General features: G+C 66.4%; 25 protein-coding genes. 6 read left to right on the top strand and 19 right to left on the bottom strand.

Annotation, left to right across the window (positions count from 1 at the left end):
* The 5 genes from atpD to GV832_RS12060 all read right to left on the bottom strand — a co-directional run bounded on the left by atpD (position 1) and on the right by GV832_RS12060 (position 5,403).
* Entirely contained in the window at positions 1 to 1,419 is a 1,419-nt protein-coding gene (gene atpD, locus GV832_RS12080; RefSeq protein WP_168775128.1) for a F0F1 ATP synthase subunit beta, read from the bottom strand.
* An 18-nt stretch (positions 1,420 to 1,437) separates the two neighbouring features.
* The gene (locus GV832_RS12075) at positions 1,438 to 2,304 is read right to left on the bottom strand and encodes a F0F1 ATP synthase subunit gamma (protein ID WP_168775127.1); all 867 of its coding nucleotides are present in this window, start codon (positions 2,302 to 2,304) and stop codon (positions 1,438 to 1,440) included.
* A gap of 18 nt (positions 2,305 to 2,322) precedes the next feature.
* Entirely contained in the window at positions 2,323 to 3,861 is a 1,539-nt protein-coding gene (gene atpA, locus GV832_RS12070; RefSeq protein WP_168775126.1) for a F0F1 ATP synthase subunit alpha, read from the bottom strand.
* Positions 3,861 to 4,421, bottom strand: a complete 561-nt coding sequence (locus GV832_RS12065) for a F0F1 ATP synthase subunit delta (RefSeq protein ID WP_168775125.1) — start codon at positions 4,419 to 4,421, stop codon at positions 3,861 to 3,863. The genes atpA and GV832_RS12065 overlap by 1 nt, the downstream gene beginning before the upstream one ends.
* Before the next feature lie 187 nt (positions 4,422 to 4,608).
* A complete protein-coding gene (locus GV832_RS12060) occupies positions 4,609 to 5,403 on the bottom strand; it encodes a class I SAM-dependent methyltransferase (RefSeq protein ID WP_168775124.1) in 795 nt (264 codons plus the stop codon).
* Between the two features lie 57 nt (positions 5,404 to 5,460).
* Here GV832_RS12060 and gloB point away from each other — a divergent pair, with 57 nt between their 5' ends.
* The 3 genes from gloB to GV832_RS12045 all read left to right on the top strand — a co-directional run bounded on the left by gloB (position 5,461) and on the right by GV832_RS12045 (position 9,694).
* Positions 5,461 to 6,207, top strand: a complete 747-nt coding sequence (gene gloB / locus GV832_RS12055) for a hydroxyacylglutathione hydrolase (protein ID WP_435531758.1) — start codon at positions 5,461 to 5,463, stop codon at positions 6,205 to 6,207.
* 185 nt (positions 6,208 to 6,392) lie between these two features.
* A complete protein-coding gene (gene clpA / locus GV832_RS12050; RefSeq protein ID WP_168775122.1) occupies positions 6,393 to 8,714 on the top strand; it encodes an ATP-dependent Clp protease ATP-binding subunit ClpA in 2,322 nt (773 codons plus the stop codon).
* A complete protein-coding gene (locus tag GV832_RS12045) occupies positions 8,711 to 9,694 on the top strand; it encodes a M23 family metallopeptidase (RefSeq protein WP_168775121.1) in 984 nt (327 codons plus the stop codon). Before clpA ends, GV832_RS12045 begins: the two co-directional genes overlap by 4 nt.
* 45 nt (positions 9,695 to 9,739) lie before the next feature.
* On the opposite strand, the gene GV832_RS12040 is transcribed toward GV832_RS12045, so the two are convergent.
* The 7 genes from GV832_RS12040 to pip all read right to left on the bottom strand — a co-directional run bounded on the left by GV832_RS12040 (position 9,740) and on the right by pip (position 17,108).
* Positions 9,740 to 10,798, bottom strand: coding sequence for a dipeptidase (locus tag GV832_RS12040; RefSeq protein WP_168775120.1), 1,059 nt, complete (start codon positions 10,796 to 10,798; stop codon positions 9,740 to 9,742).
* An 87-nt stretch (positions 10,799 to 10,885) separates the two neighbouring features.
* The gene (locus tag GV832_RS12035; protein WP_168775119.1) at positions 10,886 to 11,632 is read right to left on the bottom strand and encodes an ABC transporter ATP-binding protein; all 747 of its coding nucleotides are present in this window, start codon (positions 11,630 to 11,632) and stop codon (positions 10,886 to 10,888) included.
* The gene (locus tag GV832_RS12030; RefSeq protein ID WP_168775118.1) at positions 11,629 to 12,462 is read right to left on the bottom strand and encodes an ABC transporter ATP-binding protein; all 834 of its coding nucleotides are present in this window, start codon (positions 12,460 to 12,462) and stop codon (positions 11,629 to 11,631) included. Before GV832_RS12030 ends, GV832_RS12035 begins: the two co-directional genes overlap by 4 nt.
* A complete protein-coding gene (gene nikC / locus GV832_RS12025) occupies positions 12,459 to 13,358 on the bottom strand; it encodes a nickel transporter permease (RefSeq protein ID WP_168775117.1) in 900 nt (299 codons plus the stop codon). Before nikC ends, GV832_RS12030 begins: the two co-directional genes overlap by 4 nt.
* Positions 13,355 to 14,380 carry an ABC transporter permease gene (locus GV832_RS12020; RefSeq protein ID WP_168775116.1) on the bottom strand — a complete coding sequence of 342 codons (1,026 nt, stop codon included), beginning with the start codon at positions 14,378 to 14,380 and terminating at the stop codon, positions 13,355 to 13,357. The genes nikC and GV832_RS12020 overlap by 4 nt, the downstream gene beginning before the upstream one ends.
* Before the next feature lie 39 nt (positions 14,381 to 14,419).
* Positions 14,420 to 16,018 carry an ABC transporter substrate-binding protein gene (locus tag GV832_RS12015; RefSeq protein WP_168775115.1) on the bottom strand — a complete coding sequence of 533 codons (1,599 nt, stop codon included), beginning with the start codon at positions 16,016 to 16,018 and terminating at the stop codon, positions 14,420 to 14,422.
* A gap of 133 nt (positions 16,019 to 16,151) precedes the next feature.
* Positions 16,152 to 17,108, bottom strand: a complete 957-nt coding sequence (pip, locus tag GV832_RS12010; RefSeq protein ID WP_168775114.1) for a prolyl aminopeptidase — start codon at positions 17,106 to 17,108, stop codon at positions 16,152 to 16,154.
* Positions 17,109 to 17,348: 240 nt separating this feature from the next.
* On the opposite strand from pip, the gene GV832_RS12005 reads away from it, so the two are divergent.
* Positions 17,349 to 18,089, top strand: a complete 741-nt coding sequence (locus tag GV832_RS12005; RefSeq protein WP_168775113.1) for an SDR family NAD(P)-dependent oxidoreductase — start codon at positions 17,349 to 17,351, stop codon at positions 18,087 to 18,089.
* Between the two features lie 30 nt (positions 18,090 to 18,119).
* Positions 18,120 to 18,809: a CbiX/SirB N-terminal domain-containing protein gene (locus GV832_RS12000; RefSeq protein WP_168775112.1), complete on the top strand. Its 690-nt coding sequence runs from the start codon at positions 18,120 to 18,122 to the stop codon at positions 18,807 to 18,809.
* On the opposite strand, the gene GV832_RS11995 is transcribed toward GV832_RS12000, so the two are convergent.
* The 6 genes from GV832_RS11995 to lgt form a co-directional block, all read right to left on the bottom strand.
* Entirely contained in the window at positions 18,784 to 20,148 is a 1,365-nt protein-coding gene (locus GV832_RS11995; protein ID WP_168775111.1) for a glutamine synthetase family protein, read from the bottom strand. The two genes, GV832_RS12000 and GV832_RS11995, sit on opposite strands and share 26 nt — an antisense overlap.
* The gene (locus GV832_RS11990) at positions 20,145 to 21,503 is read right to left on the bottom strand and encodes an aspartate aminotransferase family protein (RefSeq protein ID WP_168775110.1); all 1,359 of its coding nucleotides are present in this window, start codon (positions 21,501 to 21,503) and stop codon (positions 20,145 to 20,147) included. Before GV832_RS11990 ends, GV832_RS11995 begins: the two co-directional genes overlap by 4 nt.
* A 716-nt stretch (positions 21,504 to 22,219) precedes the next feature.
* On the bottom strand, positions 22,220 to 22,390 hold the full coding sequence (locus tag GV832_RS11985; RefSeq protein WP_168775109.1) for a hypothetical protein: 171 nt from the start codon (positions 22,388 to 22,390) through the stop codon (positions 22,220 to 22,222).
* Between the two features lie 275 nt (positions 22,391 to 22,665).
* Complete coding sequence (pgeF, locus tag GV832_RS11980; RefSeq protein WP_168775108.1) at positions 22,666 to 23,415, bottom strand: peptidoglycan editing factor PgeF; 750 nt, start codon at positions 23,413 to 23,415, stop codon at positions 22,666 to 22,668.
* Positions 23,408 to 24,451 (bottom strand): class I SAM-dependent methyltransferase, encoded by a 1,044-nt coding sequence (locus GV832_RS11975; protein ID WP_168775107.1) that lies wholly within the window; start codon positions 24,449 to 24,451, stop codon positions 23,408 to 23,410. The genes pgeF and GV832_RS11975 overlap by 8 nt, the downstream gene beginning before the upstream one ends.
* Complete coding sequence (gene lgt, locus GV832_RS11970) at positions 24,448 to 25,332, bottom strand: prolipoprotein diacylglyceryl transferase (protein WP_168775106.1); 885 nt, start codon at positions 25,330 to 25,332, stop codon at positions 24,448 to 24,450. Before lgt ends, GV832_RS11975 begins: the two co-directional genes overlap by 4 nt.
* 124 nt (positions 25,333 to 25,456) lie before the next feature.
* On the opposite strand from lgt, the gene GV832_RS11965 reads away from it, so the two are divergent.
* Positions 25,457 to 25,705 (top strand): accessory factor UbiK family protein, encoded by a 249-nt coding sequence (locus tag GV832_RS11965; protein WP_168775105.1) that lies wholly within the window; start codon positions 25,457 to 25,459, stop codon positions 25,703 to 25,705.
* 200 nt (positions 25,706 to 25,905) lie between these two features.
* Here GV832_RS11965 and GV832_RS11960 read toward each other — a convergent pair whose 3' ends face one another.
* Positions 25,906 to 26,493 carry an RBBP9/YdeN family alpha/beta hydrolase gene (locus GV832_RS11960; RefSeq protein WP_168775104.1) on the bottom strand — a complete coding sequence of 196 codons (588 nt, stop codon included), beginning with the start codon at positions 26,491 to 26,493 and terminating at the stop codon, positions 25,906 to 25,908.
* Positions 26,494 to 26,551 lie beyond the last annotated feature (58 nt).

Genomic DNA, 26,551 nt, shown 5'->3' with positions numbered 1-26,551 from the left:
TCAGGCGGCCGCTGCGGCCAGTTTGGCGGCCTTGGCCTTCACTTCCTCGATGCCGCCGACCATGTAGAAGGCCGCTTCGGGGAGGTGGTCATATTCGCCAGCCACAACCGCCTTGAAGGAGGCGATGGTGACGGCCAGCGGCACCTGGACGCCGTCCGAACCGGTGAAGACCTTCGCCACGTCGAAGGGCTGCGAGAGGAAGCGCTGGATCTTCCGGGCGCGGGCCACGGTCAGCTTGTCCTCTTCCGACAGTTCGTCCATCCCGAGGATGGCGATGATGTCTTGCAGCGACTTGTAGCGTTGCAGGATGCCCTGCACCGAACGGGCCACGTCATAGTGCTCTTGCCCGATCACGGCCGGGTCCAGAAGACGCGAGGACGAGTCCAGCGGGTCCACGGCCGGGTAGATGCCAAGCTCCGAGATCGCACGCGACAGAACGGTCGTGGCGTCGAGGTGGGCGAACGAGGTGGCCGGCGCGGGGTCGGTCAAGTCGTCGGCCGGAACGTAGATGGCCTGCACCGAGGTGATCGAGCCATTCTTCGTCGAGGTGATGCGCTCCTGCAGGGCGCCCATGTCGGTGGCCAGCGTCGGCTGATAGCCCACGGCGGAGGGGATACGGCCCAGAAGAGCCGACACTTCCGAACCGGCCTGGGTAAAGCGGAAGATGTTGTCCACGAAGAACAGAACGTCGGTGCCGGACTGGTCGCGGAACTGCTCGGCCAGCGTCAGACCGGTCAGGGCGACGCGGGCACGGGCGCCCGGCGGCTCGTTCATCTGACCATAGACCAGCGCCACTTTCGAGGCCGCCAGGTCGTCGATCTTGATAACGCCCGATTCGATCATTTCGTGGTAGAGGTCGTTCCCTTCACGGGTCCGCTCACCCACGCCGGCGAACACGGAGTAACCCGAGTGCACCTTGGCGATGTTGTTGATCAGTTCCATGATCAGAACCGTCTTGCCCACGCCCGCGCCGCCGAAGAGGCCGATCTTGCCGCCCTTGGCATAGGGAGCCAGGAGGTCGATGACCTTGATCCCGGTTTCCAGAACCAGAGACTCGGTGGCCTGCGCCGCGAAGTCCGGGGCCTTTTGGTGGATGGCGCGGGTCAGCGTGCCGTCAACCGGGCCCTTTTCGTCCACCGGCTCGCCGATGACGTTCAGGATGCGGCCCAGCGTCGCGTCGCCCACCGGAACGGTGATCGGGGCGCCGGTGTCCACGACCACGGCGCCGCGCACGAGACCTTCGGTCGCGTCCATGGCGATGCAGCGCACGGTGTTCTCGCCAAGATGCTGGGCGACTTCCATCACCAGCTTCTTGCCGTTGTTGTCGGTGTTCACCGCGTTCAGAATTGCGGGAAGGGCGCCATCGAACTGCACGTCCACGACGGCGCCGATGACCTGAGTGACCTTACCTTGAGCCATATTTCGTGTCTCCGGTTATCAGAGCGCCTCGGCGCCCGAAATGATTTCGATGAGTTCCTTGGTGATCGCAGCCTGACGCGAGCGGTTGTACACAACCGTCAGCTTGTTGATCATGTCGCCTGCGTTGCGGGTCGCGTTGTCCATGGCGGACATCCGCGCGCCCTGTTCGGAGGCGGCGTTTTCAAGGAGCGCGGTAAAGACCTGGGTCGCCACGTTGCGCGGCAGAAGGTCGGCCAGGATGGCCTCTTCGCCGGGTTCGTAGTCGTAGGAGGCGGTGGTTTCCGCCCCTTCGAAGACCGCAGGGATCACCTGTTGAGCCGTCGGGATCTGGCTGATCACCGATTGGAAGCGGTTGTAGAACAGCGTGACCACATCGGCCTCGCCATGTTCGAACCGGGCGATGACGTCCCGGGCGATGCCCAGGGCGTCGGCATAGCCCACGCGCTTCACGGCCGTCAGGTCGACATGGCCAACATAGTATTGGCCATAGTCGCGCTTCATCTGCTCGCGGCCCTTCTTGCCGACGGTGAGGATCTTCACCGTCTTGCCGGCAGCCAGCAACTCCGCGACCTTGGCCCGGGCAAGCCGGACGATCGTGGTGTTGAAGCCGCCGCAAAGGCCGCGCTCGGAGGTCATGACGACCAGGAGATGCACCTTGTCCGCGCCCGAACCGGCGAGGAGCTTCGGAGCCCCGTCACCCGTCCCGACCGAAGCGGCCAGAGCGCCCATGACCGCGTTCATCCGATCGGCATAGGGCCGGGCGGCTTCGGCGGAGTCCTGGGCGCGCCGCAGCTTGGCCGCGGCGACCATCTGCATGGCCTTGGTGATCTTCCGCGTGTTCTTCACGCTTCCGATACGGTTTTTTAGGTCCTTAAGGCTGGGCATGTCCCTGTCCTTTCAGGATCAAGCGAAGTCTTTGGCGAACGCGGCGATGGCTTCCTTCAGCTTCGCTTCGTCGGCGCCCTTGATCTTCGGGTCGGACGAGGTCAGCCACTCCAGGATGTCCTTGCGCGTGGTGCGCAGGTAATTCAGGAGGCCCGCTTCGAAGCGACCGACGTCCTTCACACCGACCTTGTCGAGGAAGCCCGCGGTGCCCGCATAGATCACGCAGACGATTTCCGCGTTGGTCAGCGGCGAGTATTGCGGCTGCTTCATCAGCTCGGTCAGACGGGCGCCACGGTTCAGGAGAGCCTGGGTCGAGGCGTCGAGGTCAGAGCCGAACTGGGCGAAGGCCGCCATCTCGCGATACTGGGCGAGCGACAGTTTCACCGGACCGGCCACGGTCTTCATCGAGTTGGTCTGGGCCGAGGAGCCCACGCGGGACACCGACAGACCGGTGTTCACGGCGGGACGGATGCCCTGGTAGAAGAGTTCCGATTCCAGGAAGATCTGGCCGTCGGTGATCGAGATCACGTTCGTCGGAATGAAGGCCGAGATGTCGCCGCCCTGGGTTTCGATGACCGGCAGAGCCGTCAGCGAGCCCGAACCGAAGTCGGCATTCAGCTTGGCCGAACGCTCCAGCAGGCGCGAGTGCAGATAGAAGACGTCGCCCGGATAGGCTTCGCGGCCCGGCGGGCGGCGCAGCAGGAGCGACATCTGACGGTAAGCCACGGCCTGCTTGGACAGGTCATCGTAGATCATCAGGGCGTGACGGCCATTGTCGCGGAAGTATTCGCCCATGGCGGTGGCGGCGAAGGGGGCCAGGAACTGCATCGGAGCGGGGTCCGAAGCGGTCGCGGCCACGACGACGGTGTAAGCCATCGCGCCGGTCTCTTCCAGCTTCTTCACCAGCTGCGCCACGGTCGAGCGCTTTTGCCCGATGGCGACATAGATGCAATAAAGCTTCTTGGATTCGTCCGAGCCAGCGGCGTCGTTATAGGACTTCTGGTTCAGGATCGCGTCGAGCGCCACGGCGGTCTTGCCGGTCTGACGGTCGCCGATGATCAGCTCGCGCTGGCCACGGCCGATCGGGATCATGGCGTCAACGGCCTTGAGGCCGGTGGCCATGGGCTCGTGCACGGACTGGCGGGGGATGATCCCCGGGGCCTTGACGTCGGCCACGCGGCGCTCGGAGGCGACGATGGGGCCCTTGCCGTCGATCGGGTTGCCAAGGGCGTCCACGACGCGGCCCAAGAGGCCGTCACCGGCGGGCACGTCCACGATGGACTTGGTGCGCTTGACGGTGTCGCCTTCCTTGATGTCCTGGTCGGAGCCGAAGATCACGACGCCGACGTTGTCGACTTCGAGGTTCAGCGCCATGCCGCGGATACCGCCGGGGAATTCCACCATTTCACCGGCCTGGACATTGTCCAGCCCGTGAACGCGGGCGATGCCGTCACCGACGGACAGAACGCGACCCACTTCGGCAACTTCGGCATCCTGACCGAAGTTCTTGATCTGCGCCTTCAGGATCGCAGAGATCTCAGCAGCCTGGATTCCCATTACCCAACCTCTTTCATTGCATTCTGGAGTGCGGCGAGCTTGGCCTTGATCGAGGTGTCGACCATGGTCGAGCCCAGCTTGACGACGAGGCCACCGATGAGAGACCCATCGACGGCAGCATTCAGTTTCACATCGCGGCCGGTCTTGGCCTTGATGGCGGCGGTCAGCGCCTCGGCCTGCGCGGGCGACAGGGCCACGGCAGAGGTCACTTCGGCAGTCACTTCGCCCTTCTCGGTCGAAATCCGCGCCTTGAGGTCGGAGACCAGTTGCGGCAGGACGAAAAGTCGGCGCTTTTGCGCCATCAGGGCGATGGTCTGCCGGGTCAGCGCATGCAGCCCCATGGCAGCGGCCACGGCGTTCAGCGCGGCGGTTTGCTCATCACGACCGATGACCGGAGAATGGATCACGCCGTTCAGCTCGGGGCTTTCGGCAAGGACCACGCCCAGGGCGTTGGCGTCGGCCTCAAGGGCTGTCAGCGCGCCCTCTTCCTTGGCCAGTTCGAACAGAGCCTGGGCATAGCGCCCGGCGATGCTGAGCGAGATGGATGCTGTTTCGGACACGTCAACCCTTCCGCTGTCTGGACACATGGGCTTGCGACCATGTGCCACCGTTGGCGCACACTATTGTCTGCGTCTTGTCAAAGTTGGGGGGTGCATAGCAGAGCGACTGCCACCCCGCAACCAAGAATCCCGCGTGAAGTAAGGCTTCGGTAAGGGTCTTTTGCCGCAGATGCGAAAGGGCCGCGCGTCACGCCCCCGTAACGCCCTCGTGATGCGGCAAAGCCTCGGTTTCCGCCCCCCGGCGCGGCACCGGGGCGGGCGCCGGAAGCCCCTCCAGCGCCCTCAGCGGGCGGCGCACGATGGCCCCGATTCCCCCCCGCGTCGGCTGGAAAACCTGCTTGGAGGCCTCGACCATCAGGACCCCCCCCGCCAGCCAGGGCGCGCGCCGCCCCATCCACTCCCAGAAGTTCGAGGTCCGCAGCCAGAAGCGCGAGACCGAGGGCGGCGAGAAGAGCGCCGTCATGGCGCGTTCGGGGGTGAAACCGTGGCGCTTCAGCTCGGCCTCCATCTGGCCGATGGAATAGGGACGGCCATGGCCAAAGGGCGTGCCGTCGCCGCGCGACCAGAGCCCCATGCGGTTGGGCACGATGAAGAGCACCCGCCCCCCGGGGCCGATCACCCGATGCGCCTCTTCCAGCACCAGGGCCGGGTCGTCCGAGGTCTCCAGCCCATGCATCACGATCAGCCGGTCGACAAAGCCGGTGGCCAAGGGCCAGGCGCCATCCTCGCACAGGACCGAGACATTGGCCTCGCCAAAGGGCCAGGGCATGACCCCCTGCGGCCCCGGCATGAGCCCGATCACCCGCCGCGCCTCGGCCAGGTAGGGGCGCAACAGCGGCACGGCAAAGCCATAGCCCGCCACGGTCTGGCCCGGCAGGGGCGGCCAAAGTTCGGTCACGCGCTCGCGGATGCCCCTTTGCGCCACGCGACCCAGGGCCGTGCGGTAGTAAAAGTTGCGCAGATCGACGACATCGAGATGCATTGTCCCCCGGTCCTTTCGCGGTCACAGTGGCACAGTCTCATTGCCGGTGGAATGCCCATGCTCGACCTCGTCACGATCCCCTGTCTCAAGGACAATTACGCCTTCCTGATCCGCGATCCCGAGACGGGCCAATGCGCCTGCATCGATGTGCCCGACGCCATTCCAGTGATCGAGGCCCTGCAAGAGCGCGGCTGGAAGCTGGGGATGATCCTTCTGACCCATCACCATGCCGACCATGTCCAGGGCGTGGCAGCGCTGGTCGAGGCGACGGGGGCCATGGTTCTGGGCGCGCGGGCCGACTCTGCCCGCCTGCCCCGCCTTGACCGCGCGCTGGCCGAGGGCGACCGGGTGACCATCGGCGGTGTCGAGGGCGTGGTCCTGGACGTTTCGGGCCATACGATGGGACATATCGCCTTTTCCTTCCCGGGGATGTGCTTTACCGCCGACAGCCTGATGGCAGGCGGCTGCGGGCGGCTGTTTGAAGGCTCTCCGGCCGTGATGTGGGAGAGCCTGCAAAAGCTGGCCGCCCTGCCCGATGACACGCTGATCTGTTCGGGCCATGAATACACCGCCTCCAACCTGCGCTTTGCAGCGACGGTGGACCCCGACAACACGGCGCTTGCCGCCCGGATCGCGGCCACCGCCCGCGCCAATGCCATGGCCGAGCCCACCGTGCCCTCGACCCTGGCGCTGGAGAAGGCGACCAACCCTTTCCTGCGCGCGCCCCTGTTGAAAGCCGCAATCGGGAAGACCTCCGACGTCGAGGCCTTTGCCGAAATTCGCGCGCGGAAGGACAAGTTCTAGGCCGCGGGGGGGCGGTCATCATCACATTTTGTGACCCATCGGGCCTTCCGGCAGTTTTCCCCAGAAATAGCACTTGAAGTGGCGCGCTAAAAACCGATCCTTAAGAGTATGAGGCCACGGTCGAAGACAGGCCCGGGGCGATGCCCGCCCCAGCCTGACGACCTGCAGGACAGGAGCACGAAACGGTGCCGACATTCTCGACGACCCTAGAACAGGCCATCCATGGCGCGCTGGCTCTGGCCAATGCCCGCCGCCACGAACTCGCCACGCTGGAGCATCTCCTGCTGGCCTTGATCGACGAACCCGACGCCTCCCGCGTGATGAAGGCCTGCTCGGTCGATCTGGACGCGCTGCGCAAGACGCTGACCGAATTCATCGATGACGACCTCTCGACCCTTGTGACGGATGTCGAAGGGTCAGAGGCCGTTCCCACTGCCGCCTTCCAGCGCGTCATCCAGCGCGCGGCGATCCATGTGCAGTCCTCGGGCCGGACCGAGGTGACCGGGGCCAATGTCCTGGTCGCGATCTTCGCCGAACGCGAGTCGAATGCCGCCTACTTCCTGCAAGAGCAGGACATGACCCGCTATGACGCGGTCAATTTCATCGCCCATGGCGTGGCGAAGAACCCCTCCTTCGGCGAGGCGCGCCCGGTGACCGGCGCCGAGGAACCGCATCACGAGACGCCCAAGGCCGAGGCCGGGGCGGAGAAGGAATCGGCGCTGTCGAAATATTGCGTCGACCTGAACGACAAGGCTTTGAAGGGCGACGTTGACCCTCTGATCGGCCGCGAGGCCGAGGTGGAACGCGCGATCCAGGTCCTCTGCCGCCGGCGCAAGAACAATCCCCTGCTGGTGGGTGACCCCGGCGTGGGCAAGACCGCCATCGCGGAAGGCCTGGCCAAGAAGATCATCGACGGCCAGACGCCGGAGATCCTGGCCGGGGCGACCATTTTCTCGCTGGATATGGGCGCGCTTCTGGCGGGCACCCGCTATCGCGGCGACTTCGAAGAGCGTCTGAAGGCCGTGGTCAAGGAGATGGAGGAGCATCCCGATGCCATCCTCTTCATCGATGAGATCCATACCGTGATCGGCGCGGGCGCGACCTCTGGCGGGGCGATGGATGCCTCGAACCTCCTGAAGCCCGCCTTGCAGGGCGGCAAGCTGCGCTGCATGGGCTCGACCACGTATAAAGAGTTCCGCCAGCACTTCGAAAAGGACCGGGCGCTCTCCCGCCGGTTCCAGAAGATCGACGTGAACGAGCCCTCGGTCGAGGATTCGGTCAAGATCCTGATGGGTCTGAAGCCCTATTTCGAAGAGCACCACGACCTGCGCTATACCCATGACGCCATCAAGGCGGCGGTGGAACTGTCCGCGCGCTACATCCACGACCGCAAGCTGCCCGACAAGGCGATCGACGTGATCGACGAGGCGGGGGCGGCGCAGCACCTGCTGTCGGAGTCGAAGCGTCGCAAGACCATCGGTCAAAAGGAAATCGAGGCCGTCGTCGCCAAGATCGCCCGCATCCCCCCGAAGTCGGTGTCGAAAGACGATGCGGAAGTGCTGCGCGACCTGGAAAAGAACCTCAAGCGCGTGGTCTTCGGCCAGGACAGTGCGATCGAGGCCCTGTCCTCCGCGATCAAACTGGCGCGGGCCGGCCTGCGCGAGCCTGAAAAGCCCATCGGCAACTATCTCTTTGCGGGCCCGACCGGTGTCGGCAAGACGGAAGTCGCCAAGCAACTGGCCTCGATTCTGGGCGTCGAACTCCTGCGCTTCGACATGTCGGAGTATATGGAGAAGCATGCGGTCTCGCGTCTGATCGGCGCCCCTCCGGGCTATGTCGGCTTTGACCAGGGCGGCATGCTGACCGATGGCGTCGATCAGCACCCGCACTGCGTGCTTCTGCTCGACGAGATCGAAAAGGCGCACCCGGATGTCTACAACATCCTTCTGCAGGTGATGGACCACGGCAAGCTGACCGATCACAACGGCCGCCAGGTCGATTTCCGCAACGTCGTCCTGATCCTGACGACCAATGCGGGCGCGTCCGACATGCAGAAGGCCGCCATCGGTTTCGGCCGCGAAAAGCGCCAGGGCGAAGACACCGCCGCCATCGAGCGCATCTTCACGCCCGAGTTCCGCAACCGCCTGGACGCCGTCATCTCCTTCCGCGCGCTTGGCAAGGAAATCATCCGCTCGGTCGTCGAGAAGTTCGTCATGCAGCTGGAGGCGCAGCTTCTGGACCGTGGCGTCCATATCGACCTTTCGCCCGCAGCCGCCGATTGGCTGGGCGACAAGGGCTATGACGACAAGATGGGCGCGCGACCGCTCGGCCGCGTGATCCAGGAGCATATCAAGAAGCCGCTGGCCGAGGAGCTGCTCTTCGGCAAGCTCACCAAGGGTGGCCTGGTCCATGTCGGCGTCAAGGACGACATGATCCACCTGACTTATGAAGAGCCGGGCAAGCCCCGCCTGACCGGTCAGAAGCCGCCCTTGTTGACGGCGGAATGAGCAGGATTGGGGCCCTCGTGAAAGCGGGGGCCTTTTTCTGCGCCGCAAGAGGCCCCCGCCTGCGCGGGGGCGCCTTTGCGTTGGTGACCTGGGGCGCCCTGCCCGGCCTTGCCCAGGCCGAGGCGCTGGCCTTTCCGGTCGATTGCACCCTGGGCGAGACCTGCTTCATCCAGCATTATGTCGACCGCGATCCGGGAGCCGGGGTGCAGGATTACGGCTGCGGCAGCCTCTCTTACGACGGCCACGACGGCACCGATATCGCCATCGCCAACCGGGCGGAGATGGCCCGGGGCGTCACCGTGACCGCCGCCCTGCCCGGCGTCGTCAAGGGCATCCGCGACGGGGTCCCCGACGCCGCCCCCTTCCCCGAGGGCCAGGATTGCGGCAATGGCGTGCTGATCGAAAGCGCCCTGGGCCAAGAGCAATATTGCCACCTGCGCGAGGGGTCGGTCCTGGTGCAAAAGGGCCAGGTCGTCGAGACGGGAACTCCGCTCGGCCTCATCGGGCAGTCGGGCAATGCCGATTTCCCGCATCTGCACCTGACCCTCCGCCGGGGCGGGAAACCCATCGATCCCTTCTCCCAGGCCGCGACCTGCGGCCCGGCCGAGGCGCTTTGGGCCGATCCCCTGCCCTATGTCCCTGCGGGTCTGGTCCAGGCGGGCATTGCCGACGCGATCCCCGATTACGAAGCGGTCAAGGCGGGCGCCCTGCCCGGGCCCAGGGCCCATGCCGGGGCCCTGGTGATCTGGGGCGAGGTCTTTGGCGCAAGGCCGGGCGATGTGCTGACCTTTGACCTGCAGGGTCCCGAAGGTGCAGTGTATCAAGGCGAGGCCGTTCTGGAAAAACCCCAGGCCCGGGCCTTCCGCGCGCAGGGCCGCAAGATCGACGCGGCGCCAGGAGACTATCGTGGCACGGTCACCCTGACCCGCGAAGGGGTCGAGCTGGATCGCATCTCGGTCGAGGCCCGGGTGACCGACTGACCGCAGCGCCGCGCTGTTCCCGCGCAGGCGGGAACCTCGACGCCCTCACGCCCCCCAGGTCCGCTCCAGAAGCCGCAACCAGTTCTCGGAGCTGATCTTTTTCACCAGCGCTTCGCCATAACCATGGTCCAGCATGGCCTGTTGCAGCGCGGGCTGACCCGTCACGTCGCCGATCCCCTGCGGGATGGTCGCGCCGTCGAAATCGCTCCCGAGGCCCACGTGATCCTCGCCCAGCTTCGCAAGCAGATGGTCCAGGTGGGCCAGCACATCGGTCCAGTCCATATCGGCCGATTGCTTGCCATCGCGGCGCAGGAAAGAGGTGGCGTAGTTCAGCCCCACCATGCCGCCGCTCTCGGCGATCACCGCAAGCTGGCGGTCGGTCAGGTTGCGGGACGACTGGGTCACCGCATGGGCGTTGGAATGGGTGGCGACGAGCGGCGCATCCGAGATCGCCGCCACATCGTCGAAGCCCTTTTCGTTGATATGGCTCAGGTCGACCATGATCTTCAGCGCATTGCATTCGCGGACCAGGCGCTTGCCCGCCTCGGTCAAGCCCGCACCCGTGTCGGGGGTCGAGGGGAAGGCAAAGGGCACGCCATGGCCAAAGACCGTGGGCCGCGACCAGACCGGGCCCAGCGAGCGCAGGCCCATGGCGTGGAACGCATGCAGCGCGTCGAGGTCGGGGCCGATGGCCTCGGCGCCCTCCATGTGCAGAATGCCCGAGATCACTCCCTGCGCCATATTGGCGCGGATCTCGGCCACGCTCCGCACCAGCTTGAAGGCGCCGGCACTGGCGCGCTCCATCCAGAGGAAGTGGTTGGCCATGGCCCAGGCCACCGGCAGCGCCTCGGAGGCCGGGATGAGGGCGGGGAGCGGCAGGAGGAAGGGCGGGTTCTCCATCAACTGCTGATAGTCGATGCCGTCGTCGTCATGCGGCGAGGGGATATAGATGGCGAAGAAGCCGCCCGCGAAGCCGCCCTTCTTCATCCGGGGCAGGTCGAGATGTCCCTTGCCCTCCCCCGTCAGCCAGATTGCTTCCCGCTTTTCGGGGGCGTTGTAGAGCCGCAGGAGGATGTCGTTATGGCCGTCGAAAACCGGAAACATGGGCTCTCCTTGATAGCGCCGGGGACTTCGCGTCCCCGGACCCCTGCGGGATATTTATGAAAAGATGAATTTGAGTGTCCAGAGGGGTCACGCCAGCATCCGGTCGGCCGAGGCGGTGAAGAGGGCGCGGGCGTAGTCGGTGGTCATCTCGGCGGCGGCCAGGGCCTCGCGGGTCAGGGTCTCGACCGCTTTTCCGTGCTGCATGACGAGGATGCGGTCGCACATGTGGTCGATGACGGCGAGGTCATGGGAGACCATGAGGAAGGTGAGGCCCCGGGTTTCGCGGAGGCGGGTCAGGAGGTTCAGGGTCTCGGCCTGGACCGAGGCGTCCAATGCCGAGGTGGGCTCGTCGAGGAGGAGGATGCGCGGCTCCAGCATCAGGGCGCGGGCGATGGCGACGCGCTGACGTTGACCGCCCGAGAGCTGGTGGGGGAAGCGGAAGCGGAAGGCGGGGGGAAGGCCCACATCGGTCAGGGCCTGTTCGATGCGGGTGTCGGTGTTCTTGATCCCGTGGATCGCAAGCGGCTCGGACAGCACGCTGTCGATCGTGTGGCGGGGGTGGAGCGAGGCATAGGGGTCCTGGAAGACCATCTGGACCTGGCGGGCGAATGCCTTGGTTTGCGGCGTCACGGGCTTGCCATCGATCTTGATGGAGCCGCCAGAGATGGGGGCGAGGCCGCAGATGGCCCGCAGGATGGTCGATTTGCCGGAGCCGGATTCTCCGACCAGACCGAAGCTCTCTTGCTCGGCGACGGAGAGGGAGACGTTTTCCACCGCGCGAACCACGCGGCCGGAGGCTTGGAAGGTAACGGAGAGGTTGTCGATCTCGATCATTCTTTCGCCCATGCGGCAGAGCGGTCCAGGGCGGGGAGGGGGGTGCGGGGCCCTCCGATCCTGGGCAGGCAGTTCAGCAACCCTTGCGTATAGGGGTGCCGGGCCTGCATCAGGTCGCGGGCGGCGAGCTCCTCGACCACGCGGCCCTTGTACATGACCAGCACCCGGTCGCAGAAGCGTGAGACGAGGCGCAGGTCGTGGGAGATGAAGATCAGCCCCATGCCACGGGTCTTGACCAGGTTGTCGAGGATGGACAGGACCTCGGCCTGGACGGTGACATCGAGGGCCGAGGTGGGTTCGTCGGCGATCAGCAGGTCGGGCTCGGGGATCAGCATCATCGCGATCATCACGCGCTGACCCATGCCGCCGGAAAGCTCATGCGGCCAGGCTTCCATGACGCGCTCGGGGTCGCGGATTTGGACGGCCTCGAGGGCGGCGAGGGCCTTGGTGCGGGCTTCCTTCGCCGACATGCGGTCGCGTTGGCGGAGCCCCTCGGTCAGCTGCGCGCCCACTTTCATCACCGGGTTCAGGGAGAATTTGGGGTCCTGCATGACCATGGCGATCCGCCGCCCGCGGAGGGCGCGCATCTGCGGCTCGGGCAGGCGCATCAGGTCCTGGCCGTCGAAGACCATCGCATCGGCCTCGATCCGGCCCGGGGGGCGGATCAGGCGCAGGACCGAGCGGCCCGTCATGGTCTTGCCAGAGCCGCTTTCGCCGACGATCCCCAGCCGCTCACGGCCCAGGGAGAATGACACGCCGCGCACGGCCTGGACCGGGCCGGTCTCGGTGTCGAAGGTCACCCGCAGGTTTTCGACGGACAGCAGGGTCATCGCGCCCCCTTGGGGTCGAGGACGTCGCGGAGGCCGTCTCCCATCAGGTTGAAGCCCAATGAGACCAGGAAGATCGCAAGGCCGGGCATGGTGGCGACCCACCATTGCTCGAACAGGAACTTGCGGCCGGCGGAGATCATGACGCCCCATTCCGGGTCCGGCGGCTGCACGCCAAGGCCGAGGAAGCCCAGGCCCGCGGCGGTCAGGATGATGCCTGCCATGTCCAAGGTGACTCGGATAATCACCGAGGGCAGGCACATCGGCATGACATGGCCCCAGATGATCCGCGTGGCGCCCGCGCCTTGCAGCCTCACGGCGGCGATGTAGTCGGAGTTTCGGACGGTCAGGGTCTCGGCCCTTGCGACCCTTGCATAGGGCGGCCAGGAGGTCAGGGCGATGGCGAGGACGGCATTCTCCATCCCCTTGCCGAGGACGGCGACGAGGGCGAGCGCCAGGATCAGCTTGGGGAAGGCGAGGAAGATGTCGGTGATCCGCATGAGCACCGCATCGACCCAGCCGCCGAAATAGCCCGCCACCGTGCCGATGATCAGGCCAGCCACGGGGGCGGTCAGGATCACCAGGCCCACGATGTAAAGCGTGATGCGGCTGCCGTAGAGGATGCGGCTGAGGATATCGCGGCCGAAATCATCCGTGCCCATCAGGTGGCCCGGGGTCAGGGGCGGCTGCAAGCGGTCGGCCAGAGACTGCGCGATAGGGTCATGCGGCGCGATCCAGGGCGCGAAGATCGCGGCCAGGACCAGGGCGAGCGTGATGAAAAGCCCCGCCATGGCCAGGTGATTGCGCCGAAAGCGCAACCATTGCAGCCAGGCCTGCCCCGCGCGGGACTGGGCGCGGGACTTGGGGTTGGGGTCAAGGAGCCATTCGTTCCAGGTCATCGGGCCCTCGGATCTGCCAGGCGGTACAGGATGTCAGAGAGCATGTTCAGCCCGATATAGACGGCGCCCACGACGATGGTGCCGCCCAGAACGGCAGGCATGTCGCCGATCAAGAGCGCGTCGGTGATGTAGCGGCCAAGGCCCGGCCAGGCGAAGATCGTCTCGGTCAGGACGGCGCCCTCCAGGAGATAGGCGTAGGAGAGCGCAATCACGGTGATCAGCGGCACCATCGTGTTGCGCAGCCCATGGACCCAGATGACGCGGCCCTCGGGCATGCCCTTGACGCGGGCGGTGGTGATATATTCCTGCCCCATCTCATTCATCATGAAGGACCGCGTCATGCGCGAGATATAGGCCATCGAGAGCCAGGCGAGGATCCCCGCAGGCAGGATGATGTGGGACACCGCGTTCCTCCACATGTCCCACTCTCCGGCCAGCGCCGTGTCGATCAGGATCATATGGGTGACGGCGGGGACCTTCATGTCATACATCATGTCATACATGCTATCGAGCCGCCCCGGCCCGCCGACCCAGCCCAACTGGCCGTAGAACAAGAGAAGCCCGATGAGGCTCAGCCAAAAGACGGGGACCGAATAGCCGATCAACCCGAAAAGCCTGGTGAACTGGTCAAAGACCGACCCGGGCCGCGTCGCGCCCAGCACGCCCGCCGGGACACCGAAGAGGACGCCGAAGATCGTGGCGAGGGTGGACAATTCCAGGGTGGCGGGGAAATAGCGGCCGACCTCCTCCAGCACCGGCTCGCGGGTGCGGATCGAGGTGCCGAGGTCGAAATGAATCACATCCCAGAGATAGATGCCGAACTGCTTCCAGATCGGGTCATCGAGGCCGAGCTTGGCCCGCATCTCGGCGATCTGTTCGCCCGTCGCGCGCTCGCCCAGGATGGCGGTGACCGGATCGACCGGGACCACGCGGGCGATGATGAATGTGACGATCAGCAGGCCCAGAAAGGTCAGGGCCAGCGAAAACAGGGTCTTGCCCGTTTGCTTCAGGAAAGGGGTCATGGGAAAGGCGCCGTGGGTCATCCCCACGGCGCCATGCCTTTACTTCGTGGCCAGCCAGTAGGCGGCGGCATCCACCGCGCCACCGGTATAGAAGCCTTCGACCCCGGCCCGCAGGCCGGTCTGACGCGCCTGCTGGAACATCAGGATGAAGGGCGAGGTCTCGCGGTGCTTCTTCTGGATCTCGGCATACATCTCGACGCGCTTGGCGGGATCACGCTCCATCACGGCGGCCTGGCTCATGGCGGTCATCTCGCCCGGGTCATAGGCGTTGCGCCAGGCCAGGTAGCCCGTGTTGTTGGCCTCGTCCGAGTTGTCGGGGTTTTCCGCGAAGGTCGAGGAGTTGGTGTTCGGATCAGGATAATCCGGGCCCCAGGTCTGCAGCGTCGCATCATGGGTCCGGGCGCGGTAGGCCTTCAGCTGATCGGCACCCTCACCCACGTCGAGCTCGACCTTGATGCCCGCCTGGCCGAAGGTGTTCTGGATCGAGGTCGCAACGTCGATCCGGTCGGCCGAGTTGCGGACCGAGAGCTTGATCGTCGGGTTTTCGATCCCCGATTCCGCCAGAAGCGCCTTGGCCTTTTCCAGGTCGAGGCTATAGGGCAGGTCGTCCAGCGCGCCGAGATAGCCCTTGGGCAGGAAGGCCTGGTGCGGGATGACCGCGCCCTTCATGATCGTGTCGGCCATGCCCTGGTAGTCGATGGCCCAGCGCATCGCATCGAGGAACTTGGCGTTCTTGTAGTTCTCGTTCTTCTGGTTGAAGGCCATGTAGTAGACTTGGCCGCCCACGTCGGACTGGATCTTGACATCGGCATTGCCCGCCATGCCCTCGACATCGGTCGGCGTCAGGCTGCGCGCCACGTCGATGTCACCCTTTTCCAGCTGCAGACGCTCGGTCGCGGCTTCGGGGATATGCTGGATGAAGACATTGGCGATCTTGGCATCGCCGCGCCAGTAGCCCGGACGCGCGGTCAGGACCATGCCCTCGTTGGGCTTGAAGGAGGCCAGGACATAAGCCCCGGTCCCGGCCGAGTTCGACTTCAGCCATTCGTTGCCCATGTCGCCCGCGACGTCATGGGTCTTGACCGTCTCGGCATCGACGATCGAGGCCACGCCAGCGGTCAGGCAGTTGTAGAGGAAGGTCGGCGCGAAGGGCTTGTCGACCTTGATCGTCAGCACATCGCCCGAGGCGGTGATCATGCTGTCGACATTCTCCGCCGTCCAGCCGAACTGGTTCAGGATGAAGGCCGGGGTCTTGTTCAGCTTGACCGCGCGTTGCAGCGACCAGGCGGCAGAATCCGCCGTCACCGGATTGCCCGAGGCAAAGGTGACGCCCGACTTCATCTTGAACGTATAGGTCACGCCATCATCGGCCACCGACCAGCTTTCGGCCAGGCCCGGCTCCAGCTCCAGCGTCACCGGGTTGATTTCCACCAGCCCGTCATAGACGTTGTTGACCATGTCGAGGCCCGAGAACTCATAGGCCTCGGCCGGGTCCAGGGACACGATATCGTCGATGGCCGAGGCCACCACGAGCGTATCGGCAGGCGTCTCCGCGAAAAGCGCGGTCGGCGCCGCGGTCAGCAGCAGCCCTGCGAGGGCAGCAGCCCCAGCCTTGCGGGCAAGAGGAAGAAAGGTCATCAGCAACTCCCTGTCATCGTTGGAATTTTATCTTCGCGGGATGAGTCCCGTCTTTGGTTCCTGACCGATTGGGCAACTTCTTCACGCAGATGTCAACAGAACCTTTGCCCCCGGCGAGCGCCCTGCCCGTTCTTCAGGCAAATGCATCGGTGGCGCGCACCATGGCATCGGCAATCCCGGGTTCGACCCCGGTATGGCCCGCGTCGTCGATGATCACCAACCGCGCCTCGGGCCAGGCCGCAGCCAGATCGACGGCGTTCTTGACCGGCGTGCAGGCGTCATAGCGGCCATGGATGATGACCCCGGGGATGTCCTTCAGCCGGTCGGCATGGGCCAGGATCCAGTCGTCGCGGTCGAAGAAGCCCCGATGCATGAAGTAGTGATTCTCGATCCGCGCGAAGGCCAGGGCGAAACGGTCATCCTCCCAGGCCGCCTCGCGCTTGGGGTCGGGCAAGAGCGAAATCGTCCGCGCCTCCCACAGCGTCCAGGCCATGGCGGCCCGGCGCCGCTCGGGCGTGTCGGGCCCGGTCAGGACCCGGTGGTATTCCGCCACCAGCGACCCGCGCCCGCTCACCCCCGCCGCGTAATCCGCAAAGGCCTCGGGAAACAGGAAGGACGCCCCGCCCCATTCATAGAACCAGTCCACCTCCTCCTGCCGCAGCATGAAGATGCCGCGCAGGACCAACTCCGTGACCCGCGAAGGATGGCTGATCGCGTAGACCAGCGCCAGGGTGGACCCCCACGACCCCCCCACCACCTGCCAGCGCTCCACCCCCAGGTGGACCCGCAACTTCTCCATATCGGCCACCAGGTCCCAGGTCGTATTGCCCTCCAACTCCGCAAAGGGCGTCGAGCCGCCACAGCCCCGCTGATCGAAAGAGATGATGCGATAGCGCGCCGGATCATGCCCGCGCCGGATGAAGTCCGACACGCCCGACCCCGGCCCCCCATGCAGCACGACCACAGGCTTGCCCAAGGGATTGCCGCTCTCCTCCCAGCGAATCTCGTGCAAGGCGCTCACCCGCAGCCGCCCCTCGCGGCCAGCCGGGATCGAGGGATACAGGGGACGACGGTCAGCAACTGGGGTCATGGGGCTCTCCTTTGGCCCCATCCTGACGGCCAGGCGTCCGAACTCAAGCCCCTTTCATGCTTGCCCAAATACTCCCTTGCCGCCCCCGGCCCCCTGCTTTCAATTTGGCTCAAATACTCCCTTTCTTCCTTCCCCCTTTCACACTTGGCCCAAATATCCCGGGGGAGGCCGCAGGCCGGGGGCAGCGCCCCCTTCCCCCCGCAGGCGTCAAAAGCTACCCTGCGGCGAAAGGAGACCCCCATGCTTGCCCTCGTCACTGCCGGAACCTCGGCCATCGGAAGCCACCTCGTCAAAGGACTGGCGAGCGCGGGCTACAAGGTCGCCTTCACCCACCTGGACGCGGCCACTGACCTCGCCGCCGAAGTGGGCGGCCTTGCGCTGCATTCCGACGCCGGAGACCCCGCCCAGGTCGCGGATTTCCACGCCAAGGCAGTTGACTGGGCCGGAGAGGCCCCCCGGGTGATGATCTGCAACGCGGGCATCCAGACCTGGTCCTCGCTTCTGGACCTGGGCGCCGACCAATGGGACCGCGTCATGGCGACGAACCTGCGCGGGACTTTCCTGAACACCCAAGCGGCGGCGAAAGCCATGATCGCCGCAGGCCATGGCGGTTCGATCATCACGCTCGGCTCTGGCTGCAACAAGCACGCCTTCCCGCGGCTTGTCGATTACACCGCTTCCAAGGGCGGGATCGAGCAATTCACCAAGGTCGCCGCCAGTGAACTCGGGCCACACGGCATCCGCGTCAACTGCATCGCCCCCGGCGCCATCGCGACCGAGCGCACGGCCTCCGAATCCGGCGACTACGCCGCCACCTGGTCGCCCATCACCCCCCTCCGCCGCATCGGCACGCCGCAAGACCTCGTGGGGCCGATGCTCTTCTTCATCTCGGAGGCCGCGGCCTTCGTCACGGGCCAGACGCTTTACGTCGACGGCGGCACCTTCTCCCAGGCGCCCTGGCCCTATCCGGTCACGCCTTGACCCCCTCGCCCCGTCCCCTATCTGCCTGACATGAAAGCGCTCCTCGTCGCCCATGGCCAGCCCTCGGACCCCGAACCCGCCCAGGCGGCACTGGGAGAGCTTGCCTGCCAGGTCGCGGGTCACCTGCCCGGCTGGGACATCCGCTTCGCCACCCTGGCCCTGCCCGGAGCGCTGGCCCGGGCGGTGGATCCAGAACCCGGTTATGTCTATCCGATGTTCATGGCAGGCGGCTGGTTCACCAAGACCGAACTGCCCCGCCGCATGGCCGAGGTCGGGGCGGACTGGCAGCACCTGGCCCCTTTCGGTCTGGCTGAGGAGGTCCAGGACCTCGCAGTGACCCTGGCGACCGAGGCCGCCGCGCGCCTCGGCCAAAGCCCCGCCACCACGCCCGTGCTGATCGCAGCCCATGGCTCCGGCCGATCCCGCGCGCCTGCTGAGGTGGCGGAAAGCCTCGCCGCCCGCCTGTGCGCCGCAGGCTTCACCCGGGCGGAGGCCTATTTCATCGAGGAAGCGCCCTTCATCGCCAGCGCCCAGGGCTTTGGCCCAGGCGCGCTCTGCCTGCCCTTCTTCGCGGCAGAGGGAGGCCATGTCACCGATGACCTGCCCGAAGCCCTGCAAGAAGCGGGCTTCCAGGGGCTTTGCCTGCCGCCCCTGGGATTGGACCCCCGCGTCCCCGCCCTGATCGCCGCAGCGCTCAGACGGTCTGCAAGTAAAGCTTGAGGTCCAGCTCCGAGACCTCGCGCGCCACCCTGGCATATTCCGCCCCGATGACGGCCAGGAAGGTGCGGTGCATCCCCTCGCCCAAGGCCTCCTTCAAAAAGGTGCTGCCCCTTGCCATGTCGATCGCCTCGCGCCAATCGCGCGGCAGGGCGGGCGCATCCGGGCTTTCGGCATAGCCGTTGCCGGTGGTCTCGGGCCCTGGATCGATGCCCTCGGCCAGGCCCTTGCGGATCCCCGCAAGCACGGCCGTGGCCACAAGATAGGGGTTCGCATCGACGCCCGAGGGCCGATGTTCGATCCGCCGCCCCGCCTTGGCCCCCGCCGGAATGCGCAAGGCGACCGAGCGGTTGTTCACCCCCCAGGTCGGCTTCACCGGCGCATAGGAATTGCCGACGAAGCGGCGCCAGGAATTGGCATGGGGGGCAAAGACCAGCATGGCCTCGCCCATCGTCGCGGCCAGCCCGCCGATGGCATGGCGCAGGGCTGCGTTCCACTCGCCCTCGACCTCTTCGACGAAGATGTTCCTTTTGCCGTCCCACAGGGAGACATGGAAATGCATCCCCGAGCCCGCACGGTCTTCATGCGGCTTGGCCATGAAACAGGCGAGCCGCCCATGTTTGCGCGCCGCCGCCCTGACGATGCGCTTGAGCCGGCACAGGTCATCGGCCGCCTGGAGCACGTCGTCGCGGTAATGCAGGGTCAGTTCGAATTGGCCGGGGGCATATTCGGAAATCGCCGTCTCGGCGGGAAGATCGGCCAGGCGGGCCGCTGCGTAAACGTCGTCGAGGAAGGGCAGCATGCCGTGCAGGGCATCGACCGAATAGACATCGGTCCGCCGCCCCGTGCGGCCATCCAGCACATCCCGCGCCGCCACGACCTTGCCATCGGGGCCAAGCTCGGGCTCCAGAAGGAAGAACTCCAGCTCGAAAGCGCCACTGGCCCGCAGGCCATCGGCGGCCAGGGCCTGGACCTGGGCCGCCAGGGCATGCCGGGGATCGCTGGTCATCGGCGCGCCGTCCAGCTCGTAAAGCGAGACCTGGACCTCGCCCCGGTTGGTCCCATGCAGCGCCTTCAAGCCGCCGGGCAAAGGCCAGGCGCGGCGGTCGGCATCGCCCTGGTCCCAGACGAGGCCGGTCTCGTCGACATCTTCACCCAGCACATCCAGCCCCAGGATCGAGATCGGCAGGTGGCGGCCCGAGGTATAGACGCCCGTCAGCTCGTGCCGCCGGATGATCTTGCCGCGCGCGATGCCATTGGCGTCGATCAGGACGAGGTCAAAGGCCTCGATCTGGGGATTTGCGTCCAGGAAGGCCTGGGCCTCGGAAGGGTCAGCTCTCATGTCAGCGCCTCCAGCACCTCTTCAAAGGCCCGGATCAGCGCGCGGACCTGGGGGGCGCGCGTGGCGGGCGAGATCAGCATCATGTTGTGGAAGGGCGCAATCAGGCAGCCGCGATTCAAGAGCGCGACATGGACGGCGCTTTCGACGGCATGGACATGGGCCAGCGCCGCCTCGGTCCCGTTCTTCAGGGGTCCGGGGGCGCAGATGAACTCCACCCGGGCGCCGACGCGGATCGCGTGCCAGGGGAGATTGTGCTGGGCGATGGCCTTGGAGAGGCCCTGTTGCAGGGTCTCGGCCAGGCTTTCCATATGGGCATAGGCCCCAGGCGTCATGACCTGGGACAAGGTCGCCTCCAGGCAGGCGAATTGCATCGGATTGGCCGAAAGCGTCGTCCCCATGCCGGAATGACCCGAGGCGCGGGCCGCATTGGCCTTGTGGTAACGCGCGGCGGTGGCGGCGTTCAGCCCCCAGACCGAGGTCGGTATCCCCCCCGCCACGCATTTGCCGACGACGAAGATATCGGGCTGGAGCCCATGCACCCGCGTATAGCCGCCATGGCCGGAGGAGATCGTATGCGTCTCGTCGATGATCAAGAGCGCGCCATACTGGGTGGCCAGCGCCCGCAACCCCTCATGGAAGCCCGGCGCGGGCAGGACCATGCAGGAGTTGGTCATCACCGGCTCGGTCAGGATGGCGGCGACATCTCCGGCCTTGAGCGCGGCCTCGACGGAAGCCAGGTCGTTGAACTCCGCCGCCACGGCCAGTTGGGTGAGGTCCGCCACCTGGCCCAGAAGCCCGGGGCGGTTGACCGTCACGCCATTCTCAAGGCAGACCATCGCGTCATCCACCGTGCCGTGATAGCAGCCGTGAAAGACCAGGACCTTGGGCCGCCCCGTCACCGCCCGCGCCACCCGCAGAGCAAAGCGGTTGGCATCGGTCGCGGTCGTCGCAATCTGCCATTCAAAGGCGCCGAAGGTCGCGGTCAGCAGCCGCCCGGCCTCCAGCGCGGCCTCGGAGGGCAGCATGTAGGTCAGCCCCCTGCCCGCCTGGGCCTTGATCGCGCGGGCCACGGGGGGCGGAGAATGGCCGAACATCGACCCCGTGTCGCCCAGGCAGAAGTCATGGATCGTATGGCCGTCGATATCGGTGATCCGCGCCCCCTTGGCGCTTTCGACCACCGGCAGATGCGGCATCGGCCAGTCCTTCATCCAATGCAGCGGCACGCCGTCCAGGTAGTTCCCCGCCCCGCGCGCCAGGGCCGCCGCCGATTTCGGATGCGCCGCCACGAAACGGGCGGCCTCACGGCTGCGCAGAGCCTCCAGTCGGGCGGGGTCGATACCGGCAATCAGGGTCATGGGGTCATCCGGGGCTTGGGAATATGCCCCGTTATGGCAAGGAATTTGATCAAAAGAAAGTCCCGGGGGAGAAAAGTCCGGCGGCGCTTGGGCGGGGGCATCCCGGGGCGCGGGGAGCGGGTCCAAGGTCGGAACTTCGGATCGGCTGCGGCAAAAGGAAAGGGCGGCTTCCTTCATGTGGCAGAGGACCACGGAAACCGCCCCGAAACCTTCCCATTCCGTTTGTAACGGCCGCAGCAAGGATGAGGCGCCTTTGCAGGTCTTACCCCTTCACCCTCACCTGTCGCGGTGGGATCCAACAAGACGGAATTTGGCGCAATCTGGGCAGCTTGTCAAAAACTGCGGCGCATTGGGGTCCGTGTTTTCCACAAGGTGGTTAGCCAGGGGTTATTGGTTAACGTCCGGGATCAATCCCGCCACAATCGGTGCGAATCGGGCCAAAGGAGCTGCGAATCGCCGGGGGCGGAGGTCGGAAAAGGCCAAGTCCGGGGCTTGGGTGTTTTCCTTGGAGCCAAAGGCCCAAGGGCGGCTTGGCGGTGCGGAGCCCTGCCCTGGGCGTCAAACCCTTGAAGCCAAAAAAAATGGGGTCGGCGAACCGACCCCAAGGACATGCTCTCACAGCAGGCAAAAGCACGAGGGAAGCAACAGGGAGGAGATCCGCAAAGTCTCTGGCAAGGCCTTGCGGCAGGACCCGGGGGGAGGACCCCCGGGGAAATTCAGCGGGCGGCGACAGCCTGCGGTTGGGAAACCGGCGTCGGCGCGGGTTGCGAAACGGCGGGCATCATCGAGGCCGGGCGGCGACGAGAGCCACGGGCCCAGGGAAGCGCAACCTGGGGCTCATTGGCGGCAGCGATGGCGGACTTGAGCCAGCGGCGTTCCTTTTTCATCTCAGGTTCCTTTCTTCGTTTCGACCATGGAGACAATCTGCCCCCCGTTTGGGGCATGTCTTGGGCGGCGAAACGACAGTTTGCGATTATTTCCGTGGCGGAAACGATGGGGCGGGAGTTTGGCTTTCCCCTGAACAATCGCCTGAAATTGCTTAACAAAGCGTAACCCGCGCGGCCGGGACCGCGCGGGTTTGTGGCAAACTTGCGGCAAATGCTGGCCGGGAAGGGGATCGCGGGCCAAGCGGCGGCGGGCTCCCCCGGGGCCTGGACCGAATCTAAAGCCGGATGACCGAGATCAGGCGGCCGTAATCGGCCTCTTTCTGATGCGTCGTGCGGCGATAGGAGTAGAATCGCTCTGGGTCGCGATAGGTGCAATGGCCGATCCAGGCGGCTTGACCCACGCCCGAAGCCCTCAGCCGCCCCAGGGCATAGCCCGGCAGGTCGAAGAGCATCCGGTCGCCCTTGCCGTTGATGAAATAGCGCGCGGCGGCGCGGTCGTCGTCGGTGAAGGTCTCGAAGAACTCCGGCCCGACCTCGTAGGCGGCCTGGCTGATGGTCGGGCCGATGACGACCGAGATATCCTGAAGCCGGGCGCCAAGGGCCTGCATGGCGGAGAGCGTCGCCTCGAGCACGCCATCGCGGGTGCCGCGCCAACCGGCATGGGCGGCGCCGATCACGCCCGCTTTCGGGTCGGAGAACAGGACCGGCTGGCAATCGGCGGTCAGGATGCCAAGGCCGATCCCGGGGGTCGCGGTCACCATGCCATCGGCCGAGACGCGGCCCTGGGGCGGCGCGGTCAGGGTCACGACATCGGCGGAATGGGTCTGGTTCAGGCTGACCAGCGCCTCGGAGGCCAGCCCCATGGCCTCGGCCACGCGGGCGCGGTTGACGGCGACGGCCTGGGCCATGTCGGAGGAGCCCGGCCCGCAGTTCAGCCCGGCGAATATCCCCGAGGAGGCCCCGCCCTTGCGGGTGAAGAAACCATGGCGCGCGGTGATGTCGTCGGAGGTCAGGATTTCAAGCATCGGGGAACCCGGGTGGCTGGGGGGCGCCGGCCGGAAAGAGGGCCAGCGCCTTGAACAGCGTCCCCATTTCCGAGGGCGCGGTCAAGCGCTGCGTGGCGGCGAGGTGGTTTTGCAGGGCGGCTCCGGTCATGTTGCGGGCCAGCCTTTCGGAGCGGGCGCCGATGCCAAGCGCGGTCAGAAGCGCGCCTTGAGTCGTATAGGCATGGGCGCAGGGGGCGGCCTGGGCGAGGGCGGCGAAATCGACATGGGCGGTCAGATCGGCCTCTCCGGGCGCCGCGAAAGGGTCGGTGGGTTTATGGGCGCGCAGGGCCTGGAAGGTGTCGCCTCGGCTCTGCCAGCCGCCGTAGTCGAGGATCAGCGCCAGGCCGAGGCGCGGGGTGATCTGGGCGAGGATGCCGGGGGCCTGGGGGCAGAGCTCGACGATCTGGCCGTCGGTCGTGTCGGCAAGGCGGTGGGAGAGCTCCGGAACCGGCAGGACGGGGCCGAGGCCAAGGGTCAGGCGGCCCTCGACCAGCCCGACCATGCGCTCGCGCCAGGCGGGGCCCGTGCGCAGGAACTGGCGGATCGGCAGGGCGTCGAAGAACTCGTTGGCGACCAGGAAGAGGGGCCCCTCAAGCGCCTCGATCTCGCACCACTCGGGCGCATAGCCCTTCAGCGCCTGGGCCTGAAGCGCGCGCAGGCGGGGCGAGGCCTCGACCAGGCGCAGGCGCATGGCGGCGTGAAAGCCCGGCACGCCCCGGGTGGCGCGCAGGATATCGGCCATCAGCGTGCCTCGGCCCGGGCCGATTTCGGCGAGCGTAAAGGGCGATGGGGCCCCCTGGTCGAGCCAGGATTGCGCGAGGCAGAGGCCCAGGAGCTCGCCGAACATCTGGGAGATTTCCGGGGCGGTGATGAAATCGCCCTCGGCGCCGAAGGGCGGCCTGGTGGTGTAATAGCCATGAGTGGGGTGCAGCAGGCATTCGGCCATGTAGTCGGAAAGCCGCAAGGGCCCTTCGGCCCGGATGCGGGCGGCCAGGATCTCGGCCAGCTCCGTCACTTGGAGCCCTGGACGTGGCGGGCCCGGGCGAAGAACCAGAGCCCGGCGGCGATCATCGGCAAAGAGAGGGCCTGGCCCTGGGTCAGGCCATAGCCGCCGACCTGCCAGGCGAGGCCCAGGGGATTGCCCTCGGTGATGAATTGCACATCGGGCTGGCGGAAGAATTCGACCACGAAGCGCGCGATGCCATAGCCCGCGATGAAGGTCCCCATGATGCGCCCTGGGCGGCGGAGCCAGTCGCCACGCCATGCGGCCCAGAGGACGATGGCGCCGAGCAGCAGTCCCTCGAGCGCGGCCTCGTAGAGTTGCGAGGGATGGCGGGCGCAGATGCCGACCACGCCGGGGCAGAGCTGGGCCTCGTCCCCCGGGAAGGCCACGCCCCAGGGCATGGTCGTGGGCCGTCCCCAGAGCTCGGCATTGATGAAGTTGGACAGGCGGCCCAGGAAAAGGCCGATGGGGGCGACCATGGCGAAGAGATCGCCCACCGTCAGCGCAGGGATCTTCTCGCGCCAGGCGAAGATCAGGCCCGCAATCGTCACGCCGAGGAAGCCGCCGTGGAAGGACATGCCGCCCTCCCAGACCCGGATGATGAGCTCGGGATGGGCGGCGAAATGGGCGGGCTGGTAGAAGAGCACATAGCCGAGCCGCCCACCGATCAGCACGCCCGCGATGACCCAGGTCAGCAGTCGGTCGAGCTGGTCCTCGGTCATGGGCACCGCGTCCCAGAGCCGCGCGCTCCGCAGGGCGCGACGGATCAGCCAGACCCCGGCCATGAGACCCACGATATAGGCCAGGGCATACCAGCGCAGCGCAAAGGTCATGCCGCCGATGTCGATCGAGAAGATCTCGGGCGAAAGGGGCGGAAAGGGGATATAGGACATCGGGCCTCCGGGTTGGCTGCGTTTTCCGGGGCGGCGGGAGGGAAGTCAACCGCCGATCCGCTGGGGCTCCCTTGCCCCGGCAGCCCCTTGCCGCCATATAGGGGGAAAGAGATGGAGACCAAAGATGCAGCCCGGCAACAAGTTCTTCGACGACATGAGCAAGCTGATGACCAATGCCATGGGCGTGGCGCAGGGCGCACGCTCCGAGGCAGAGACGGCGATGAAGGGCTTCATCGACCGCTGGATGGCCGACCGCGATTTCGTGACGCGCGAAGAGTTCGACGCGGTGCGGGCCATGGCCCAGAAGGCGCGGGAAGAGAATATCGCGCTGGAAGAGCGCATCGCGGCGCTGGAAGCCAAGCTCGGCAAGTAAGGCGGAAGATCGGGGCGGCCCTGGGGCTCTGCCGACTGGCAGGGCGCGCCTTGGGGCCAGCCCCTGTCCTGCCGACTGCTGCGGGGGCGCGGCGGAGCGGTTTCCCCTTGCGTCAAGGGGTAGCTGCGGCACGGTGGCGCGACTTGATTGTCGCCCGGGGCTTGGTCGGAAAGCCTCTGGCCAGGGGCGCGCGGCCCCCGTCAGAGAAGGGGGGCCGCGAGTGCGCTTTCGACGCCCCAGGCGCGCGTGTTGCTCTCGCCCCGGGCGGCGCGCTCGACCAGGTCGTCGCGCAGGGCAAGCCCCAGCGGCCAGGGGCCGAAACCCGCTTCGATATTGACATGTCCGGCCCGGCCGAGATCGACGAAGCGGGCCTGCCAATGCCGGGCCAGCTCGCGCGCGCGGTCATGGCGCATCCAGGGGTCGTTGCGGCTGGCCACGACGGTCGCGGGGCGACGCAGCGACAGTTCCGGCAAGGGCGTGAAGGGCTTGGCACGCGGGTGGGAGGGGTCCTCTGCCGGGGCCACGAGAAGCGCGCCCTTCACATCCAGATGCGGCCATTGCGCCAGGACCCGGGCGATCAGCACGGCGCCGAGCGAGTGGCCGACCAGGATGGCGCCCGGGTGGTCGAGGATGGCCGAGACGAGCTCGACCTCCCAGGCCTGGGGGACGGGGTTGTAGAGCTCGGTCAAGAGCACGGGCCGGGCCGTGGAATCGCTGTCCAGCCACCATTGCTGCCAATGGCCCTCACGCGAGCCGTCGAGTCCGGGGATGATCAAGGTCGTGGTCATTGCGAACCTCATTCGAAGCTGGTGCGCCGCGACTGCGGCAGGGTGGGGGCGAAGAGCG

Origin of the sequence: Stagnihabitans tardus (assembly GCF_009925085.1) — a bacterium.
GTDB lineage: Bacteria > Pseudomonadota > Alphaproteobacteria > Rhodobacterales > Rhodobacteraceae > Stagnihabitans > Stagnihabitans tardus.
The sequence above is the reverse complement of the archived record's forward strand: the minus strand, read 5'-3'. Positions and strand labels throughout refer to the sequence as shown.